The 18,737-nt window shown below is 45.9% G+C and carries 13 protein-coding genes and 1 pseudogene; 7 read left to right on the forward strand and 7 right to left on the reverse strand.

What is annotated here, in order from left to right; translation table 11 throughout:
• Positions 1–1,647 (forward strand): annotated as a pseudogene (locus QUB33_RS00220) (hypothetical protein); the annotation flags it as partial.
• A 253-nt stretch (positions 1,648–1,900) separates the two neighbouring features.
• Positions 1,901–2,776 (forward strand): DMT family transporter, encoded by an 876-nt coding sequence (locus QUB33_RS00225; protein WP_333345720.1) that lies wholly within the window; start codon positions 1,901–1,903, stop codon positions 2,774–2,776.
• A gap of 458 nt (positions 2,777–3,234) precedes the next feature.
• On the opposite strand, the gene QUB33_RS00230 is transcribed toward QUB33_RS00225, so the two are convergent.
• From QUB33_RS00230 to cysC, 5 genes are all read right to left on the reverse strand, one after another.
• A complete protein-coding gene (locus QUB33_RS00230) occupies positions 3,235–4,872 on the reverse strand; it encodes an acetolactate synthase large subunit (RefSeq protein WP_333345722.1) in 1,638 nt (545 codons plus the stop codon).
• A gap of 143 nt (positions 4,873–5,015) precedes the next feature.
• Positions 5,016–6,383 carry an NAD-dependent succinate-semialdehyde dehydrogenase gene (locus tag QUB33_RS00235; RefSeq protein ID WP_333345725.1) on the reverse strand — a complete coding sequence of 456 codons (1,368 nt, stop codon included), beginning with the start codon at positions 6,381–6,383 and terminating at the stop codon, positions 5,016–5,018.
• A gap of 557 nt (positions 6,384–6,940) precedes the next feature.
• A complete protein-coding gene (locus tag QUB33_RS00240; protein WP_333345728.1) occupies positions 6,941–9,265 on the reverse strand; it encodes a polysaccharide biosynthesis tyrosine autokinase in 2,325 nt (774 codons plus the stop codon).
• 143 nt (positions 9,266–9,408) lie between these two features.
• Positions 9,409–11,007 carry an SLBB domain-containing protein gene (locus QUB33_RS00245; protein ID WP_333345732.1) on the reverse strand — a complete coding sequence of 533 codons (1,599 nt, stop codon included), beginning with the start codon at positions 11,005–11,007 and terminating at the stop codon, positions 9,409–9,411.
• 37 nt (positions 11,008–11,044) lie between these two features.
• Positions 11,045–11,569 (reverse strand): adenylyl-sulfate kinase, encoded by a 525-nt coding sequence (gene cysC / locus QUB33_RS00250; protein WP_333345735.1) that lies wholly within the window; start codon positions 11,567–11,569, stop codon positions 11,045–11,047.
• Between the two features lie 306 nt (positions 11,570–11,875).
• Between cysC and QUB33_RS00255 the strand changes: the two genes are divergently transcribed.
• The 4 genes from QUB33_RS00255 (at position 11,876) to hetR (ending at position 16,503) form a co-directional block, all read left to right on the forward strand.
• On the forward strand, positions 11,876–13,678 hold the full coding sequence (locus QUB33_RS00255; RefSeq protein ID WP_333345738.1) for an FAD-dependent oxidoreductase: 1,803 nt from the start codon (positions 11,876–11,878) through the stop codon (positions 13,676–13,678).
• 98 nt (positions 13,679–13,776) lie between these two features.
• The gene (patX, locus tag QUB33_RS00260; RefSeq protein ID WP_333345741.1) at positions 13,777–14,004 is read left to right on the forward strand and encodes a heterocyst-inhibiting protein PatX; all 228 of its coding nucleotides are present in this window, start codon (positions 13,777–13,779) and stop codon (positions 14,002–14,004) included.
• A gap of 599 nt (positions 14,005–14,603) precedes the next feature.
• On the forward strand, positions 14,604–14,831 hold the full coding sequence (locus QUB33_RS00265; RefSeq protein ID WP_333345744.1) for a hypothetical protein: 228 nt from the start codon (positions 14,604–14,606) through the stop codon (positions 14,829–14,831).
• 766 nt (positions 14,832–15,597) lie between these two features.
• Positions 15,598–16,503 (forward strand): heterocyst differentiation master regulator HetR, encoded by a 906-nt coding sequence (hetR, locus tag QUB33_RS00270; protein ID WP_333210583.1) that lies wholly within the window; start codon positions 15,598–15,600, stop codon positions 16,501–16,503.
• Between the two features lie 175 nt (positions 16,504–16,678).
• Here hetR and QUB33_RS00275 read toward each other — a convergent pair whose 3' ends face one another.
• Positions 16,679–17,491 (reverse strand): TIGR00297 family protein, encoded by an 813-nt coding sequence (locus QUB33_RS00275; RefSeq protein ID WP_333345747.1) that lies wholly within the window; start codon positions 17,489–17,491, stop codon positions 16,679–16,681.
• Positions 17,492–17,502: 11 nt separating this feature from the next.
• On the opposite strand from QUB33_RS00275, the gene QUB33_RS00280 reads away from it, so the two are divergent.
• Positions 17,503–17,934 (forward strand): VOC family protein, encoded by a 432-nt coding sequence (locus QUB33_RS00280; RefSeq protein WP_190738001.1) that lies wholly within the window; start codon positions 17,503–17,505, stop codon positions 17,932–17,934.
• Positions 17,935–18,123: 189 nt separating this feature from the next.
• On the opposite strand, the gene QUB33_RS00285 is transcribed toward QUB33_RS00280, so the two are convergent.
• A complete protein-coding gene (locus tag QUB33_RS00285) occupies positions 18,124–18,735 on the reverse strand; it encodes an alpha/beta fold hydrolase (RefSeq protein WP_333345752.1) in 612 nt (203 codons plus the stop codon).
• Positions 18,736–18,737 lie beyond the last annotated feature (2 nt).

An 18,737-nucleotide genomic window follows, 5' to 3' on the forward strand; every position in this document is an offset into this window, starting at 1 on the left:
AGCTCGGGTGGTACAATTAGCTCGGGTGGTACAATTAGCTCGGGTGGTACAATTAGCTCGGGTGGTACAATTAGCTCGGGTGGTACAATTAGCTCTGGTGGTACAACTAGCTCTGGTTCTGAAAATATCAATATTGGCAGTGGATTTGGGTTCACTTTTGACCAAGATCAGATGGAACAAATGTGGCAGCAAATGGCAGCCCAAATCAATAGTTCCATCACAGTAACAGGTGACCCGAACGATAAAAAAGAAGCTTATTGGGACAATTTGGAAAAATGGCTGCTTAAAGGCTATCAAACTCAAGCTAAAGACTTAGGGATGAAGGTAGCACGGCTGGAGTTTATGCTTAAGACTCTTACCCAACAAATGGAAGTTAGTTTTAATCAGAATTTCCACAATTGGTCGGGGCACTTCAACAAAAATCTCAACGACTTATTTATTTCCCGAATCCCCCGCATTGTTAGCGAGCAGGTGAATTTAAGAATCTCTGAACAAACCCAAGAGATTAAAAACTTAGTGCTGCAACAAATGCAAACCGAACTCAATGAGCGTGTTGAGTCCGTGGTTAATCTCAAGGTGGCTAATCAGACTCAAGAAGTTAAGAACCTCGTAGTTCAGCAAATGCAAACTGAACTGGAGCAACGGATTGAGAATGTAGTTAACATCAAAGTTGCCAATCAGTCTACAGAGATTAATACCCAGGTAATTAATCAAATGTCGGCTGATATTGATGAGCGCATTAGTAACTCGGTTAATGTCCAAATCGCCAATCAATCTCAAGAGATCACTAATCAGGTAATTCAGCAACTCCAACATACTATCGATCAGCGTGTTGAGAATGTGGTGAGCATCAAGATTTCCGATCAAACCCAGAATGTGAAGAATCTGGTGATTCAGCAAATGCAAACTTACATCGATCAACGCATCGATAATGTCGTGAACCTGAAAGTGTCTAATCTATCTCAAGATATTAACACTCAAATTGTTCAGCAAATTCAACACGACATGGATCAGCGGATTAATGCGGTAGTTAATCTCAAAATTGCTGACCAAAGCCAAAACATTAAAAATCTGGTCATTCAGCAGATTGAATCTAACATTGATGCTCGCATCAATACGGCTGTTAATCAATCTAGCACTAGCAACGTGCAGTTAGTGACTAATAATATTGTCAACGATCTTGACAATCGCATTAATGTTAGCTTGGATAACAAGATTCTCAACTTCCGTAATGATGTCTCTGCTATCGTCAAAAATGAGCTGAACCAAAACTTCACGCAGAACATCAAAAATACGATTTTTGCAGAATTGAAACAGCAACAATTCTACCTGGATATGAACCTGATAAAGTCAGAAGTTGAGAACTTCTACTCTAATCTTGCACAGTTTGAGAATCAGTTCTATTTACGCATTGAACAAGGGGACACTCAACTGTATAACTGGACGCTGGAACAACTTATTGCTCTCCAAGGTTGCTTAACAGATCGTCAGGCTTTAGTGGATCTCTTTGAATCTTTCGCCAATAAACTCAAAGACGAATTAGAGAGTGCTGAATGCGTTCGTCCCGATCGTTTTAGTTCTTGGGTAAGAACAGATATGCGGTCACAATTTCAACCTACGCAATCTCCGGGATTACCACAAGGTTAATCAGTAGGTACACATATATCTTGGGTGTCCGAAGAAAGGAACGAAGCCATCCCAAACCGCAAGCGAATTGCTTCGTTTCTCTATTCGGACATGATGGTATTGATTTATGTTCACCGCCCACTGCTAAAAAAGCTTAATAAATCTAGGGTTCCAGGTAGGCCACCGGGAACCCTAATTTATATGGCATGGGGAATCGGGCATGGGGGATTGGTAACAACAGTCAACAGTCAACAGTCAACAGTCAACAAATTTTATGGGTGAAATCGCCGCTTTAGGCGCTGCATTTGTCTGGGCTCTATCTTCCACCATCTGGCAGCGAGTGGGACAGCAAATCCCGGCAGTGGTGCTCAACTTGCTCAAAGGCGCGATCGCCCTTTTCATGCTCCTTGCCACTGTACTAATTTTAGGCAAACCCTTACCCGCAATCAACCCTAATATTTTAGCAATGCTGCTGATTAGCGGCGGTCTAGGAATTGGCATCGGAGACACCGCTTTCTTTATCGTATTAAAATATTTAGGCGCGAGGCGAACGCTGCTTTTAGAAACCCTATCTCCCCCTTTAACAGCTTTATTGGGCTTAATATTTTTGCAAGAAAAGTTATCGCCCATTGCTTGTACAGGCATTCTTTTAACAATCTGCGGCGTAGCGTGGGTAATTGCAGAACGAACAGCCGAAACAACCTTATCATCAAAACATCTTTGGCAGGGATTAGGTATTAGTTTATTAGGACAAACAACCCACGCCGTTGGAGCAATTTTATCCCGCGCCGCCTTCACTCAAATAGATATCGATCCTCTGTGGACGGCGGCATTGCGTTTGAGCGGCGGTTTGGCAGTCATGCTATGCTTTTTGAAGCCAACAAACCTTGACAGTTTCAAACAATTAAAATCCTCAAAAATATTAGGTGCAATAATTCTGGCAGCTTTTTTAGGAACCTATCTCGGGATTTCCCTGCAACAGACTTCACTGAAATATGCACCCGCAGCAATCGCTCAAACACTCAGTTCTACCAGTCCCCTATTTATACTGCCTTTAGCGGTGCTGGCGGGCGAAAAAGTGAGCATTCGGGCTGTTTTAGGGGTAGTTGGTGCGATCGGCGGAATCGCCTTATTATTGGGTTTGAAGTGATTAGATTTGATATCAATTCCGGTGGCACCGGAATGATTTTTGACTGTTGACTGTTGACTGTTGACTGTTGACGGGCGGGTCGAAAAACTGAATGGTTGAGTGTTAACGGTTGACTCGATTAGGCACGGCGCCGTGTCCTGGTAGTGGGTAATATTAATTCCGATGCTACCGGATTTGATATCACAACTCCGACAAGTGGAAACAAAACTCTACGGAGAGATTGAGAAGCAAATTGCAACCGCTCGCCAGAAGGAAGAGGAAGTGATTTATGCTTCTCATACTTGGGTAAAATAATTGGCAGAAGTACATTGCCGAATGTCCAGAAGTCCCCACAGTTGACCAAGGCGAAACCATAGAAGAAGCGATCGCCAATCTTAAACAAGCTACAAAACTCTATCTCGAAGAATGTCCATTATTAGATCCCCAACTTCTTAAAGAAGTCGGGGATCTAGCTAGTCTTACAAATTGCAACTCATATCCCCAGATAATTGACTGAAACGCGCATTTTCCCGATAGTCTACCGGACAGTCAATCACGCAAGGGACATCTTGAGCAAGGGCTTCTTTCAGAATCGGAATTAAATCAGTTGCAGCTTCCACTCGATAGCCTTTTAAACCCATACTTTCCGCAAATTTCACAAAATCGGGATTGCCAAATTTGACGAAATCGGAATGACCAAAATAATCTTGCTGCTTCCATTCAATTAACCCGTAACCGCCGTCATTAAAGATCAGCGTCACAAAATTAGTACCGACTCGCAAAGCAGTTTCTAACTCTTGGCAATTCATCATAAAACCACCGTCGCCGGTGGCTGCTATTACTTTGCGATCGGGATAAATGAGTTTTGCAGCCACCGCACCCGGAATCGCAATTCCCATCGCCGCAAAGCCGTTGGAAATCAAACAGGTATTCGGGCGATCGCAATGATAGTGCCGCGCGATCCACATTTTGTGAGCTCCCACATCAGATATCAGAATATCTTCCGGGCCCAGGACTTGCCGCAAATCGTAAATGAGTTTTTGTGGCTTGATCGGGAAACCGTCGTCGGCTGCATACTGTTCGTACCCAGCGCGAATATCCGCCCGCAATTGCTTAGCAAAAGGGTCTACTTTCTCCATGCGATCGGCACGCTGCAAAATTTCATTGAGGGAATCAGAAATATCTCCCACAACTTCTATAAGAGGAATATAACTGCTGTCAATTTCTGCTGGCAAAGATCCAATGTGAATAATCGGAATTTTTCCTTCGGGATTCCACTTTTTCGGGGAATATTCAATCAAATCGTAGCCAACAGCAATCACTAAATCCGTTTCTTCAAAAGCACAGCTAATATAATCCCGTTTTTGCAATCCCGTCGTCCACAGTGCCAAAGGATGAGTGTAAGGAATTACACCTTTGCCCATGAAAGTATTAGCTACAGGAATATTCAATCGAGTAGCAAATTGTGTCAAAGCATCGCTGGCGTTAGCGCGGATCGCGCCGTTTCCTACTAAAAGCAGAGGACTTTTAGCCTTGGAAATTGCCACAGCGGCTTTATTCAAGCTTTGGTAAGCGCCAAAAGTTTTTTCGCGGTTGTCTTTGGTGAGCGGATTTCCTTCAGCAGGCATTGCTGCAATGTTTTCAGGTAAGTCAATGTGAACAGATCCCGGCTTTTCACTTTGAGCTACTTTAAAGGCTTTGCGGACAATTTCTGCCGTGGTGCTGGGGCGAACAATTTGAGCATTCCACTTAGTAACTGGCTCAAACATGGCAACCAAATCTAAATATTGGTGCGATTCTATGTGCATCCTGTCTGTGCCGACTTGTCCGGTAATTGCTATTAAAGGAGCGCCGTCTAAGTTAGCGTCAGCAACTCCTGTCATTAAGTTAGTGGCGCCTGGGCCCAAGGTGGACAAGCAAACGCCGGCTTTGCCGGTGAGACGACCGTAAACGTCGGCCATGAAAGCCGCGCCTTGTTCGTGGCGAGTAGTAATAAATTTAATTGAAGAGTTTCTCAGGGCTTCTAGAATTTCTAAATTTTCTTCTCCAGGAAGTCCGAAGACGTATTCGACGCCTTCATTTTCTAAACATTTTACCAATAGTTGAGCTGTGTTCATTTCCGTTTCTCTCCTCGGTTAATGGTTTTTTTTGTCTGTTTCAACCGATCGCAAAAATACTAAATGGGAATTTTTAACCGCAGGTAAACGCAGATAAACGCAGACTTATGTAGATTTGTGCGATCGGTTGATAGAGTGAGAGCTTATTTCACCCACACTGTTTTTATGTTAACAAATTCGTGCATTCCTTGGATGCTCAATTCGCGTCCGTAACCGGAGCGTTTGATGCCGCCGAAGGGCAATCTCGGGTCGGATTTTACTAAACCGTTGATGAATACCGCGCCGGCCTCTAGTTCGGAAATAAAGCGATCGCTCTCTGAGTTTACTGTAGTCCAAGCTGACGCACCCAAGCCAAAAGATGTGCTATTTGCCAGGGCGATCGCCTCATCAATGCCTGCAACTCGGAATACTAAAGCTACAGGCCCGAAAAATTCTTCTTGACGGGCAGAGGCTTTCGGCGGAATATCTGCCAGAATAGTTGGCAAGTAGAAATTGCCGGCCTTCTCTGACAATGGGCGGCCACCTGTCAGAAGTTTTGCTCCCGATTGGATGCAAGTTTGCACTTGATTGTCCAAGTCTTTGAGGATTGCAGGAGTAGCTAAAGGGCCGATATCGGTTTCTGGCAACATCGGATCGCCTACTTTTAATTGCTCTAATTTTTCGACAAATCCTGTGATGAATTCGTCAGCAATCTCTTCTGCTAAAATAAAGCGTTTGGCGGCGATGCAAGATTGACCGTTATTGAGCATCCGGGATGTCACAGCCGTTGATAAAGCTGCTGCTAAATCGGCGCTGGACATCACAATAAATGGGTCGCTTCCTCCCAATTCCAGCACTACTTTTTTCAAATTTTTGCCCGCATTTGCTGCCAAACTTTCGCCCGCTGCTTCGCTACCGGTGAGAGTTGCTGCTTTGATACGATCGTCCGCAACGATATCAGCTACTTTGTCGGCGCCGACTAACAAAGTTTGAAAAACTCCTTCGGGAAAGCCAGCAAGCGTAAAAATTTCTTCGATTTTCAAAGCGCACTGCGGCACGTTGGAAGCGTGTTTGAGCAAGCCGACATTGCCCGCCATCAGTGCTGGCGCCGCAAACCGAAAAACTTGCCAAAATGGGAAATTCCACGGCATGACGGCTAAAACAGGGCCCAGCGGTTGGTAGCGGACAAAGCTGCTGCTAGCGTCGGTGGTTGCCGGTACGTCTGCCATAAATTGAGCCGCATTTTTGGCGTAATACCGACAAACTAAGGCGCATTTTTCCACTTCGCCGATCGCAGATTTGAGCGTTTTGCCCATTTCCAGGGTCATCATTTCAGCGTAAATTTCGCGATCGCGCTCCAAGATGTCTGCAGCTTTCTGCATCCACAGGGCTCTCTGCTCAAACGGCAGTTGGCGGTATTTTTTAAAAGCTTGCTGTGCTAATTCCAGCTTTGCTTCTATTACCTCATCCGCGATCGGCTCGAAAGTTTTCAGCGTTTCTCCCGTTGCCGGGTTGATAGTAGCAATAGCCATGGTTTCATCTCCTGTGTGAAAAACACAAAACTCCCTGCTAGTTTTCAGCCTCGGCAGGGAGTTGTATCAAGGTATTACAAAATAGGAATTTACCGGCCACGTTTTCTTTCAGGTCTTGCCAAGTTGCAAGTGCCGCGATTTGTTTAAATTTCTCTACTTTTAATTATAGTTCAGAGTCTCGATCGCAAATCTTAAGAAAATTTGTCTTTCTGAAATCACGCACAAATCTCAAGAACAGGCTAGACGGCCTGTTCCACAAAAGTTAAATGTTCTTGTGGGGCGTCCCGCCCGCCCCTGATATCGTTTCCGGTTGCATCGGAATAATAAAATCGAGTCAACCGTTAACACTCAACCATTCAGTTTTTCGACCCGCCCGTCAACAGTCAACAGTCAACAGTCAACAATAATTCCGGTGCAACCGGAATTGATATGACAGCTTTATTCACAACTAATGGTGCAAGATGGATGAAATATCTTGTCGGGTGCCCCGCCCGCCTTGCATTCTCAAGAACAGACCCGACGGCCTGTTCCATTACACATTTCTCAATTCCTCTCCCTCACACAGACTTTTCCTGGACGTAATCCTGCACGTAAGACTGATAGTAATACCTGCTGCCTTTATCGTTATTCGCCACCATTCCCAACAGCGGAATCCCCGCCATTTTCAAATCTTCAAAAGCCAACACCAGCGCCTCCCGCTGAGTTTGATGCAGCCCTACTACCAGCATCAATCCGTTAGTGTGAGCCGCCAACAAATTCGCATCCGCCAAACCTAAAAGCGGCGCAGTATCGTAAATAACTAAGTCAAAATGACTTGACAAAGCTGCCATTAAATGCTGCATTTTTCGGGAAGAAAGCACCTTTGTGGGATCGAGAGGAACCGGGCCGGAAGTTAACACAAACAAATTTTCATCGCGGGGCGATCGCACAATCACCTGTTGCACATCCACATCATCAGCAATCACATTGTGCAGGCCTTGCCAATTCGGTAAACCCAGCATTTCGTGTACCTGCGGGCGCCGTAAATCCCCATCCACCAACAGCACTTGCTGGCCCATTGCAGCCGCCGCCCGCGCCAGATTTACTGCTACCGTAGACTTGCCGTCACCTACTTGACAAGAAGTAATTACACAAGAATTGATCGGAGTTTCAACGTTTAGTAAGCGAATATTCGCATTGAGCGATCGAAAAGCTTCTTGAAAAGCATCCGTCGGCATCGGCGAAATTCCCACATCCACCGGGCTTGTCTCAGCAGGAGGAAGTCTCAAAATTTTATCGCTAGCAGGAATTACCCCCAACAAAGGCAGGCGAATCGACTGTTTGACATCCTCTGGAGTTTGGAACACCGTTTTATTGTTAAACCGTTCCGCCAACTGCGCCGCCAGCATACCAAACAGCAAACCAGCCAATCCCCCCAAAGCCAAATTCAAAGGCATAATCGGAGCAACAGCCATCAACTCGCCATTTTTGTAGCGCGGAATTTCCGGCTTAGCAATAACTTCCCAAGCCACCTCTTTTTTACCCACAGATTCAAGCTGCAAAGCTTGCTGTTTGGCCACCAAACTATTCAGCGTATTGTTAGTCAAATCCAACTCGCGCTGCAAATCGGAATAGCGTCGCAAAATCACCGGGAATTTTTGAGAGTATTGATTCAACTGCTTAGCAGCTTGTTCCAAAACTTGATTCCGCACACCCAGCACCTGAATTAAATTAGCAGTACCGACAAACTGCTCGATTAACTTAATCCGCACCGGATCTTGAAAAGCCAGCACTTGTGAACTTACCTTAGCTAAATCCGTTCCCAGAACTTGTTGCGCTTCTTTCTTCAACAAAGGAATCAGGTTCTTGCGCTGTTCTCGCAACAATTGCATTTGCGGAGTTTCGTCTGTAAACGTAGCCGAGTTAATCGCAATTTGCCCTTCTAATTGTTGCAATTGAGTCAGCATCGCTTGATAGCGGGGAGCTTGACTGAGAGCCGACGCCATCAGCGCTTGCTGCTGGTTCAGTCCGAGCTGATTTTGCAGGTTGGAATAGAGCAATCTCTGCTGGTTTAACTGCGTTTGCGCGTCTAATCTTTGCGCTTGCAGTTGGCTGATTTGCTGCGAAAGCTGTTGGGTTTGAATTTGCGGATCGATGAAATTGTACTGCTGCCGCAATTTTTGAATTTCTGTTTGCAGAGCTTGTTGGCGCTTTCGCTGGTTGGGAATTTGCGATTTCACAAAATCCAGAGTCTGACTAATTTGAGTTGTGGTATCTTGCACGCTGTAGTTGCGGTAGCCTAGCGCAACTTTTTCCAAAACAAACTGAATTTTTTTCGGATCGTAATCCCGATATCTAACTTCTATAATCTTGGTGTTTTTGAAGCGATTAATTGACAACCTATTTTCCTGAGAAAACGGCAAATTATCTGCTTTTTGGTTCAAGAGGTAGTTGTAATTTATTTCGGGATACTTAGCCTGCAACTGTTTAATAATCGGCGACATTACTTGCGGGCTTTGCAAAACTTGAATTTGGGATTCGTAGTCAAAACCGCCCTTTTCTTGGGTCGCGGGGGCGGCTGGTTGCAGTTTCAGCTCACCGGAGTAGATTTTGGCTAAAGTATTTTGCGTAACTGCTGGTTCTACTAATAATTGAAAGCGTCCTTCGTACTCGCTTTTTTGATTCAGTGTCCAGGCAAAAACTCCGGTTGTCACTGCCGCTGCTACGCCGATGACTAAGATGGAGCGAGTGCGGCAAACTTCCCAAAAACTTAACTTTTCTGCGTCGGTTTTGTTTCTGCCTAAAAATTGATCTTCTTCATAAAGCCCAGAAGACATTGTTTGCAGGTCAGCGGCTTTTTTATGATTAAACAGTGCTACTTGAGATTGTTTCCCTGGTTTCATTTGATTTCTACAACTTATTAGTTTAAACGTCTGTCTAGGTGGCGGAGTTCCAGAAAACCGGTTGATTCCTAGATATTTCATTCCCAAACCGCAATTTTTTCTAGAAAGCGGGTTTCTTAGGTGTTAGTGCCAGTCTATTCAAATCAGCGAAAAATATCGAACAACCGAAATATTCCTAACAGCGGGCTGAGAGGAGCGAGAGTCCCGCCTACATTATCCGAGAACGTAGCGCGACCCGATCGCCTTACCATAATTACATCATTATTTTGCAGTTTGGGATTAGATTCTTCATTGGCTGTTGCAGAAAAATTAACCTTAACAGTTAGCTGGGAAACTGTGCCGTTAGGATTGAGGCGAATTAAATCCACCGAATCCATTTGAGCGCGCGCTTTATTAAAACCTCCCGCTGCTACCAGCGCTTGATTTAAAGTAGTGTTGGGAACCACCGCAATCGCTCCCGGTTTAACTACTTCTCCCACAATGTTCACCTTAATCGTATCCGGTGAAAAATTAGAATTAGCAACTTGTTCGTCTTGGACTGCATCGAGATTTTCGGCTTTGGGAACGATTACCGTATCTCCCTGTTGCAGCGCTAAATCTTGGGATACATCTGCCCCTTCCAAAAGTTGCCACAAATTCACATTAATAATTTGTTCTGTACCCGCCCGTGTCAGGCGGCGGACTTGTATTTGTCTGATATCAGCTACCGGCGTAATGCCGCCCGCCATTTTAATTGCCCTCGTTACAGTTTGCTGCAAAACAGTTTCCCCGCTGTTGGTTTCGCTGGCAGCAAACAAACCAGAATTTTCACCCATTTCATTCTCTTGTACCCTACTTTGAGTCTCTTTTGCCAAAGTATAAGTACCGGGGCGAGTGACTTCGCCCACCACAGCAATATTAATTGGTTGAGTGCTTTGTCCGGTAATGTTAGCTACTGCTAAAGTCGGTGCTTCTTGGCGGTTGAGGCTAGTTACAGTGGGAATAAATATAGTATCGCCGTCGCGCAAAGTCATATCCGCCCGCAAATCGCCGTTTTGCAATAATTCCCACAAATCCACACTAATAATTTGTTCCGGTGCGTTACGTTGGGGGCGGCGGATTTTGATTTGCCGCACGTCTGCTGACTGGGTAATTCCACCGGCCATTCGCAGAGCCCGCGATATTGTCGGCATTTGAGTTCCCATTTGCTCTGCTGTGCCTCCGGGGCCTGCTGCTGAGGATATTGTATAGGCTCCGGGGCGGTTGATTTCGCCCGCGATCGCAATTTGCAAAGGACGCGGCGCCAGCAGTTTGAGGGTAATCCAAGGACGTTTGAGGTATTTGCCGTATTTGTCTTTAACAGCATTAGAAGCTTGTTCTAGGGTCATGCCGTACACCGAAACGCTGCCAATTAACGGCAAACTCAGGGAACCGTCTGCCTGTACTTGGTGTTGACCGTTGGGGCCGCTGTATTCCGGGACGTTGAAGATGTCCATTTGAATACGATCGCCCGCCCCTAAAGTGTAAACTTCCGATCGTACACTTGAAGGTGCACTTGCCGGAATCGCCGGAAATCCCTGAACAGGAGGCGCGGGTACGGGAACAGCAGAACCAGGAGGAGGAGGAGGAGGGGAAAAAGCAGGAGGAGGAGGCAAAAACTGGGCCATCCCCGGAGATGAACCCGCAGCCAGCGCTGACACTGTTAAAAATTTGACCGTGAAACCTTTGACAGTATTGAATTTTGAATAGTTTTTACTCACCATCGCCTTTTGCCCCTATCCGCTTCCTACCCCGCCACCATCAAATGTAACCCAACTCTTCTAACTTGCTTAGAACTTTTTTAACACTCTCTTCCACACTTTCTCGCTCTGTGTAACAAATAATCTCAGGATTGAGCGGTTCTTCATAAGGATCGTCAATTCCCGTAAAACCCTTAATTTCTCCTGCTCTGGCCTTAGCGTATAGTCCCTTGACATCGCGACCTTCGCACACTTCTAACGGCGCTGTGATATATACTTCAACAAAATTTGGCTCCATCGCTCTAATTTCGTCGCGAATTGATCTGTAGGGGCTAATAGCGGCGGTCATTACGGCTACTCCATTGCGGCTCAGCAGGTGAGCGACAAATCCAATCCGCCGAATATTAGTATCTCGGTCTTCTTGGCTAAATCCCAAACCTTTTGACAAGTTGGTGCGAACGACATCTCCATCCAATATTTCAACTTTGCAACCTCTTGCCTTCAATTCGGGTTCGAGAGCTTTGGTGATAGTTGTCTTGCCGGAACCGCTCAGCCCGGTGAACCACAAAATAAAACCTTTTTCCATTTTCAGCCGTTAATTAGTAACTGGGAAATTATTAAGACGTAAAACTTTATAGATGCAGTTCCCTTTTTTCTATTATCGTTATTCGCGGTGTCATATTGCCAATATTCGCGCGCCAAAAATGAGAAATCAAAAGTTGCGATCGCTCCTGCAGTCATTTAGTAACAAAATTGTGCGATCGCTCCATAATTCCCGATTTATTATTTGTCAAGTCTTTACACAGTAAAATTCACTTCGCGATCGCCAACGCCGAACATCTATCCGTAGCGCCCCGATCGCCTTAATCTAAAATCTAAAATGGTATTGCCCATGTCTTCGGTCTTAAAAGCAGATGTTTTGGTAGTCGGTGGCGGCACCGGCGGCACCGCTGCAGCCGTGCAAGCAGCCCGCCGAGGTGCCAAAACTATTTTAGTAAGCGAATTCCCCTGGCTGGGAGGAATGCTGACTGCAGCAGGCGTTTCGGCCCCCGATGGCAATGAATTAGCAGCTTTTCAAACCGGTTTGTGGGGCGCATTTTTGCGGGAACTCCAGCAGCGACAGCCGGGAGGTTTGGATTGGGGCTGGGTAAGTTTTTTTACTTACGATCCCCGCACTGGTGCTGAAATTTTCGCTGATTGGGTTAAATGTTTGCCGAACTTGCACTGGATTTCTGGACAAAAAGCTCACGATGTGCTGTATGAAGGCGATCGCATTTCTGGCGTTCAGTTTGCAGATTTTACGGTTTCGGCCAAAATCACTTTAGATGCAACGGAATTGGGAGATTTGCTGGCTTTAGCGGAGGTTGGGCACCGCTGGGGTTGGGAATTCCAAGCCGAGTGGGGAGAACCCAGCGCGCCGGCTGCCTCTAATGCTCTCACAGAGAGCTATTCGGTGCAAGCTCCGACTTGGGTGGCCATCATGCAGGATTTTGGTAAAGGTGCCGCCGGGCCAGAAATTCCCGCGCCGCCTGTTGAAAATCCCGATCGATTTATAGGTGCTTGGAATGGTTACACTCCCGAACAATTTCTCAATTACGGCAGGCTTCCGGGCGGATTGTTGATGATTAATTGGCCGATTCGAGGTAATGATTATGGTGAAGGGGTCGATCGACTCATTAAATCTGAAGCATCTCGACAAGAATTCCTGCAAGAAAGTCTCTGGCATACTCAAAGTTTCGCCCGCTTCATTCAAACGCAACTCGGCCCCCGCTACGGCTTAGCACAGAATATTTTCCCGATTTCCACGATCGAAAATCCACAAACTTCTCCCCTTCTTCGTTCTTTTGCCTTACATCCTTACTACCGAGAAAGCCGCCGCTTGCGGGGAGTACAAACAATCAGAGAACAAGATATTTTGCCTATTGCTGGCGCAAGAGTCGCGAAGTTGCCGATAAATTCTGAGGGCATTTGTGAAACAATTGCGCTCGGCAACTATGCCAATGACCACCACTACCCCAGTGGCGACATTCCGTTGCAGCCCAAATCCATTCGCTGGGGCGGCCGCTGGACGGGAACTCCGTTTACCATTCCTTACAGCGCCCTAATTCCTGCGAGTACAGACGGTTTGCTAGTCTGCGAAAAAAATATTTCCGTCTCTCACATCGCCAACGGTGCAACTCGCTTGCAACCGACGGTAATGAATATTGGACAGGCGGCGGGGATGGCGGCGGCTTTGTGCGCGGAATCTGGATGTCAGCCGCGGGAGTTGCCGGTGAGGGTTTTGCAGGAAGCTTTGCTGCAAGATTCCGAGGCGAGTGCGGCAGTTATTCCCTTATTTAATTTGACACGGGATCGATCGGACTGGCTGGATTGGCAACGCTATTATCTCGATCGACCTGAAGCATATCCCGCCAGCGGCGAATGTCAGGAGTCAGTAGAGAAACCAAGCAGTCAAACAGCAAATACCCACAGCGAGTTTTCGGGCATTTTCCGTCGCCTCGGCGAACAAGACTGGACACTAACGCTGACAAGTCCCGCATCTGTAGCCGGTCAAACTTGGCAACTCGTGACTTTGGATTCGGAAACCGACAGATTTTTACACAATTGCGAAACCGAAAAGCCTCTGACAGTATGGGGCACGCTGAATTCGGCAGGTGCTTGGCTGCTGGCGGAATCCGTAGAATTGAAGAGGTAAGGTTTTTTGCAGAGATCCGAAAATTTCACAGAAATTTATCCTGATCGATCGGGGAGAGTCCGTATCAGTTAATAGACAATGACACGGATACTAACCCCATGCAAACTTACACACCAATTGCTTTACACAGTCTTTTGGGCGTTACTTTGAGCGCCACTGTCGTTCGAGCCTTTGAATCCCTCGTCGGACTGCTCGAAGTTGCCACCGCTTCATACATTTTATCCGCCCATACCGAACAAAAGGGCGATCGTTCTCCTGAAAGAGGCAGCGGACGCCGAGAGTTCAGTGAACCTAATCTTTACACTCATCAACTACAAGCATTTTAATGACATGGGACGAAAGCGATTTCCGTTATTGAGTTAGTTTCTGCCGCCCGTGTCGAACGCTCAATTTGATTTTCTGGGGGGCTAGTTTCTCAGGTTCCCAAGGCACAGCATTTCTTGTTTACAGTCATTAGGCTCTTCTTTTATGTGAGTAATGATAGCATATAAACCTTAAACCGCCATCTATCGAGAGATTGAATCTCGTATTTGGCGGTTTTGTATATTCTGGCAACCTTCTGGGTAGTGCAATTAGGAATTTTTTTATTAGTGAAGCCAGAGATTTTATTTATTCCCTTTTACATCGACTTCTGACTGCTCTCATAGATCAGATGCTACGCATCTAAAGTGTCTGTTGCTTCGGGAGGGGTAGAGGGTGAGAAAGGGAGAGGGAAAGATAATTTTCCGCTTTTTATACAAGGATTTTAGGAGACAATTTAAATGCGAGATAGCTTAACTTAAGCCTGATTCCTTCTTCCTTTTTCCTTCTTCTTCTTCCTTCTGATTCCTGATTCTATAGTTTGATAATTTCAGGGAAATTCATCCTGATCGACCTGGGTAAATGTCGTATCTCTAAATAGATACTGACACGACGAATACTACCCATGAAAACCTACACTGCAATTGCTTTACTGAGCCTGTTGGGCATTACCTTGAGTGCCAGCGCCGCTCAAGCTTTGGAATCTCCACTCCCCATTGTCGAAACTGCCACCGCCCAATATATGTTGTCAGTCCAAACTCAACAAAGGGGCAATCGCCCTGCTAAGAGGGACCGCATACGCAGAAATTTTACTGAGCCTACTGTTTACACTCATCCGCTACAAGATTTCTAATGACACTGGACGCAAGTGATGACCACAACTGAGTGGCTTCGGGCCGTTCATTCGATCGCTCGATCGGATTTTATGGGATTCTAGTTATTCAGGTTAAGCGACAACTGCACTTTTTGTTGACTGCAATTTTCGTTGACAGTTATTAGGAGATTGTTTTTTGTGTAAAAAATGGTAGCATATAAACCTGGAATCGCCATCTACCTAGAGATAGATTCTAGTATGTGGCGGTTTTGTCTTGAAAACTCTCCAATTAAACAAGAATTACCCATCGGCATGGGATCATCCGGGTTTTTCAACCGATATCCGTCGCCCTCAACCCCTTATTGTAGTTGATCAAACCGCGTTTCGGCATCCATGACTATTCAAAAATTATCACCTCAGACTCGCCTCAGATTCCTGGGAGCGCAACAGTTCCTCAGATTCCTGGGAGCGCAACAGTTATTTACCTTCTCCCCGCCCAAAGTACGGTTTAATTTTCAACCCCTGCACTATAATTAACTTGCGATAACTAACTTATATATAGGTAAACTGTCAGCGCAGAGGGTGCAGCAATCTACTTAAATTGGCCACCAATAAGAACCACTTATGCGGTGTGGATAGCCTTTAAGCCCATGCCCCTGTTACCTCAGGGAAATTAACTAACCTGAATATTAGGGTAGCTGGCAAGCTTTCCGGCGACAGTCGGCTATGCTTGATTCGGCGCTCTCGCAATAATTTAATGGAGGATGACAAAATGCCTCCTAATTTGGCTATTTCGGGGATAGTGATGAAAAATGACTCTTTGGATCTGGTCAAAAGCCTCAGCCCTAGTGCAATGGATCAGATCATGCTATATCTGGCGTTTAGCGCCATGAGAACCAGTGGGCACAGGCACGGGGCGTTTCTAGACGCTGCCGCAACGGCGGCTAAGTGTGCCATTTATATGACTTATATGGAGCAGGACAACAACCTGCGGATGACCGGACACTTGCATCACATTGAGCCTAAACGGGTGAAGGTGATTGTTGAGGAAGTCCGGGAAGCTCTGACTCAGGGAAAATTGCTGAAAATGTTGGGTTCCCAAGAACCTAGATATTTGATTCAGTTTCCTTATGTCTGGTTGGAACAGTATGGTTGGATGCCGGGACGCCCTCGCATTCCGGGAAACAATTTGACTGTAGATGAAAAAAAATATCTCGAAAGCAAGATCCCTCCTAATCCGCCTGACGCTCAACTGATCAATTCTTTTCAGTTTATGGAGTTGATCGAGTTTCTGCACAGGCGATCGCAAGAGGATATGTCTCCAGAAAGGCGAATGCCTTTGAGCGAAGCTCTAGCAGAACACATTAAGCGGCGCTTGATCTATTCTGGGACAGTAACTCGCATTGATTCTCCTTGGGGAATGCCGTTTTATGCCCTCACCCGCGCTACTTACTCTCCCGCAGAGCAGGAAGAGCGAACATTTACTATGGTGGAGGATACGGCTAGATATTTCCGGCTGATGAAGGATTGGGCGGAAAAACAACCGAAGGTGATGCGAATTATGGAGACTTTGGATATTCCGCCGGAACGGCTCGACCAAGCCCTTGAAGAATTAGATGAAATTATTCGCAATTGGGCCGATCGCTATCACAAGCGGGGCGAACCGACGATGATTTTACAAATGGTTTTTGGGCCGCAAGACGACGCTTAGTTTGATTAACTATTAATCATTAGTCATGAGTTGATTGCTTGAGACTAATGACTAATGATTAATAGCTAATAGCTGGCGAGGCAGAAACCGGGTTTCTCTGGAAAAATACTGCGTTAAGGCCTTGAATTATCGTAACAAACCCGGTTTCTTGGGTCGCTAGTGCGTCCAAGATTAACTAAGCTAAAAAAGCTCTCCAGGTCGCCGCTAAAATAATCGCTGCGATCGCTCCTATGAGTGTATTAAAAAAATTTACCAACTCGTTCGTCAGCCACTCAAACTTTGATTGCACCGTCGCTCCAATAACGCTCTCGATGTTCGTGGCAATAAAAGCTGCAATAACACAAAAAACTATTCCTGTCAAGTCAATTAAACCGACGGCCCAACTCAAAAGCGCAATCAGAATCGAGCCGACAATACCTGCGATCGTTCCTTCCAAACTAACTGCCCCTTCCGTACCCCTAGGTACAGGCTGCAAGCTGGTAATCAAAAAAGTGCGCTTTCCGTAAGCTTTGCCGATTTCGCTGGCGCAGGTATCGGAAAGTTTGGTGCAAAAACTCGCCGCGTAACCCAGCAATAACAGCGAAATAGCATCTTGTGGCACAGACATTTTGCCTGTATCTCCTAAAATAGATAAGGCCAAAACTCCCAAAGCGCAAAGAGTCGCGGTTAAAGCCGAACCCCAGACATTTTCTGGGCCTCGGGCGCCTGAACGCTTTTCGGCTATGCCTTCTGCTTCTTTTTGGGCTTTGCCGATGCGGGTAACTCCCGATCCGACAAGAAAGTAAAACATCACCACAGCATAGCCTTGCCATCCCAAACAGCCCCAGATGAGGACGCCCAATACCCAGCCGTGAAATTGGCCAGCGGGAGTGAGCAATTTTTTAGGAGCAATGGTGGCGATCGCGAGTAAAACTGTATTTAGGGCGATCGCCACCAACCAAGGATTAGACCAAGATAAATAATTAAAGAACAATTCTGAATTCTGCATTTAGTACCTCCATGAACCAAGTCTTATTTCATCTTGCCTTCCCCGTGACCGATATTGCCCAAACCAAAGCGTTTTACGTAGACGGGCTCGGCTGCCAACTAGGCCGCGAATCACCAAATTCTGCGATTATGGGTTTGTGCGGCCATCAAATTGTCGCCCACGTCAGCCGCGAACCTTTGACGCCTCAGCGAGGCATCTATCCCCGGCATTTTGGGTTAATTTTTACTTCCGAAGCTGACTGGGAAGCGTTGTTAGAGAAAGCCCAGCAAAACAACTTAAATTTCTATCAAGAACCGAGACGGCGATTTGTCGGTTTGCCTACAGAACACCGTACTTTCTTCTTAGAAGACCCTTTCCACAATATACTTGAGTTCAAGTATTATTGTGAAGCTGAAGCAATTTTTGGTCGCAGCGAATACGCTGAAGTTGGCGATACTGTTTAGTAGTAGCCTCTCACGGTGCGTCAGTCGATTTTAGATTTTAGATTTTAAATTTTAGATTGAAGAATTGGCTCCACTGTGATGAAATTCTTGTGGGGAGTAGGGGTTGGGCGTCCCGCCCGCCCCAAAAATACAATTTAGATACGGGACAGCTTATTTTAATAAAAAGTATCTGCTGACGTACACTACAAGTTAATTATTAATTTTCAATGGTTCTGACAGTGCTTCAGCCACAGCTTTTAAACTGCGGGAATGCCTCGCCATCATGGCATGGGCGAAAACAGACAATTTTACTTCTTTGGCAGCAGATATTTGGGAACTAGAAGCAGGTACGATGATGAAATCCCAATCTGTCCAAATCGAAGTAAAATTAAGCTTTTCCAACAAGGCAGCATCTCGATTTAAATCTTCCAGAAAAGCACTGCCAGGACGCATTTGAACGCAGCCTTTTCCCCATAGAGTGTAAGCCATCCAAGTACCACTGTGAGGAGAAGATATGGCAATAAAGCGCTGCACTCGGTTAATGCCACCTAACCTTTGCAGGTAGTAGCGAGTTACTAAACCGCCCATGCTCAATCCTACTATATCTAGATGCTGTTCTGGCGCAAAGGTTTTGTCTATATAATCTGCTATTTGTTGGGCTAATTCGTCTATGCTGGCGTTGCCCCAATGGGGCGAGAGATTGAGGGTATAGACTGACCATCCCAGTTGGGTGAGGTAGGCCGACATTTTGTAAAAAATTCCCGATTTTCGGAAGATTCCGTGAATGAGCAAGACTGGGTTGCGGCTGAAATTGCTATTCATTT

The sequence above is a fragment of the Microcoleus sp. B3-A4 genome (assembly GCF_036705385.1).
GTDB lineage: Bacteria > Cyanobacteriota > Cyanobacteriia > Cyanobacteriales > Microcoleaceae > Microcoleus.